Here is a 1,665-nt window from a genome sequence, read left to right as displayed (position 1 = left end):
CTCAGTGAGCAGTTTTCATCCTGAAGTTGCTGGTCACGGGACTGGTGTGGGTCGGAGGTGGGGTGCTCGTACTGGTCAGGGGCGTGATCGATAGCAGGTGATCGTCCGTCATGCGGTCGATTCCCGGGAACCGCGGTGGCAGCCGCGCCCGACTCGTAGTCTCCGGAAGGTCGGATGCTGGGAGGGGCTACTGGTGGATGTGCTGGTGTGGGTGATGCAGCGGCGAGTGGTGCTGGCCGACCGTGCCGAACAACTGCGCAAGGAGCTTGCCGAGATCGACATCGAGGTCGCCCGACTGAAGGCCGCGGAGGTGGTGTTCGGCCAGTTCGCTGACGCCCAGGGGGCCGGCACGGCTGACGACCCAGTGATGGCCGAGGAGTTCGAGCGGGTCACGACCTCGCCCGGGGCGGGCGGGATGCTGCTGGTCCCGCACCGCGGAGACGGCCTGGAGACGAGCGCACTGCCCGCGGACTACCAGGCGATCATGAAGATCGTGACCGCGGCACCGGAGCCGGTCCCGGCCAAGGACGTCAGCGTCAAGCTCGGCAAGGACACCCAGCCCGGGCAGGTCGAGCCGGTCCGCGACAAGCTCAAGCGCCTGGCCGACCGGGGCTGGCTGCACCGCACTCCCGCCGGCCGCTTCACCGCCCTGCCGCTGCCTCCCGCATGACCGATCGCGGCTTGATCCCGGCGTAACGCAAAGGCCCCCAGCGGAGGTTGGGGATTCCATGCGAAAGAAGACCAGCCCCGCCGAGGGCCCTGGCCGCCTTGTCTACCAGTGCCGCCTCGAGCTGTCCACCGCCACCGCGACCATGGTCAGCGACCTGATCCGCGGCTATCTGAAGAAGATCGGCTCGCGCTGGCGCAAGCTGCCGCCCGGCAGGATCGCCCTGATCGTCCTCGCCGTCCTGCGCCATGACCAGCGGCTTTGTGACATGGCGGGCGGCAACGACGTCTCTGCTTCCACCATCCGCCGCTGGCTGCTGGAGGTGATCGAACTCCTCGCCGCGCGCGCCCCGAGCCTGGACCGAGCCCTGAGGAAAATCGCCCGCAAGGGTGGCGTGGTCGTCCTGCTCGACGGCACCCTCGTGCGCACCCGCCGCCGCACCGGGGACGAGAACCGGCCGAACTACTCCGGCAAGCACAAGGCCCACGGCCTGCTGTTCCTCGCTCTCACCGACGAGAAGGGCAACCTGATCTGGATCTCGGTGGCCAGGCCGGGCCGCTCCAGCGAGATCACTACCGCCCGCCACAACAAGATCACCACCCATCTGCGGGCGGCTGGCCTCGGCGCGCTGGCGGACCTCGGCTTCGTCGGTCTGGACGACGACCCCGACGACCCGGTGATCGTCACCGACCGCAAGGCCACCCGAGGCCACCCGCTGACCGCTGCACAGAAGGAGGCGAACCGGCTGGTCAGCCGCGAGCGCGCGGCGAACGAGCACGGCTTCGCTGACCTCAAGAACTGGCGGATCCTCACCAAGGTCCGCATGAACGCCCGGCACGCGACCACGCTCCTGCGGGCCCTGCTCGTGCTGACGAACGCTGAGGTCCAGCGCTGACAAACGATCACCTACCGACGATCACGCCTCCGACCCGCACGAGCACCCCAGCCCCGACCCACACCAGCCCCGCGACCAGCGACTTCAGGATGAAAACTGCTCA

2 protein-coding genes are annotated in these 1,665 nt (G+C 68.6%); both read left to right on the top strand.

Features of this window, described 5'->3' with window-relative positions; genetic code table 11:
* Positions 1-193: 193 nt before the first annotated feature.
* Complete coding sequence (locus ABH937_RS38155) at positions 194-670, top strand: hypothetical protein (protein WP_280695026.1); 477 nt, start codon at positions 194-196, stop codon at positions 668-670.
* Between the two features lie 58 nt (positions 671-728).
* Positions 729-1,562, top strand: a complete 834-nt coding sequence (locus ABH937_RS38150; RefSeq protein ID WP_370220855.1) for a transposase family protein — start codon at positions 729-731, stop codon at positions 1,560-1,562.
* Positions 1,563-1,665 lie beyond the last annotated feature (103 nt).

Origin of the sequence: Kitasatospora sp. GAS1066B (genome assembly GCF_041262605.1) — a bacterium.
Lineage (GTDB): Bacteria > Actinomycetota > Actinomycetes > Streptomycetales > Streptomycetaceae > Kitasatospora.
The sequence above is the reverse complement of the archived record's forward strand: the minus strand, read 5'-3'. Positions and strand labels throughout refer to the sequence as shown.

What these genes read in the sequence shown, in the direction of transcription:
- ABH937_RS38150 (WP_370220855.1), top strand. Translation starts at nt 729, where the DNA reads ATGCGAAAGAAGACCAGCCCCGCCGAGGGCCCTGGCCGCCTTGTCTAC.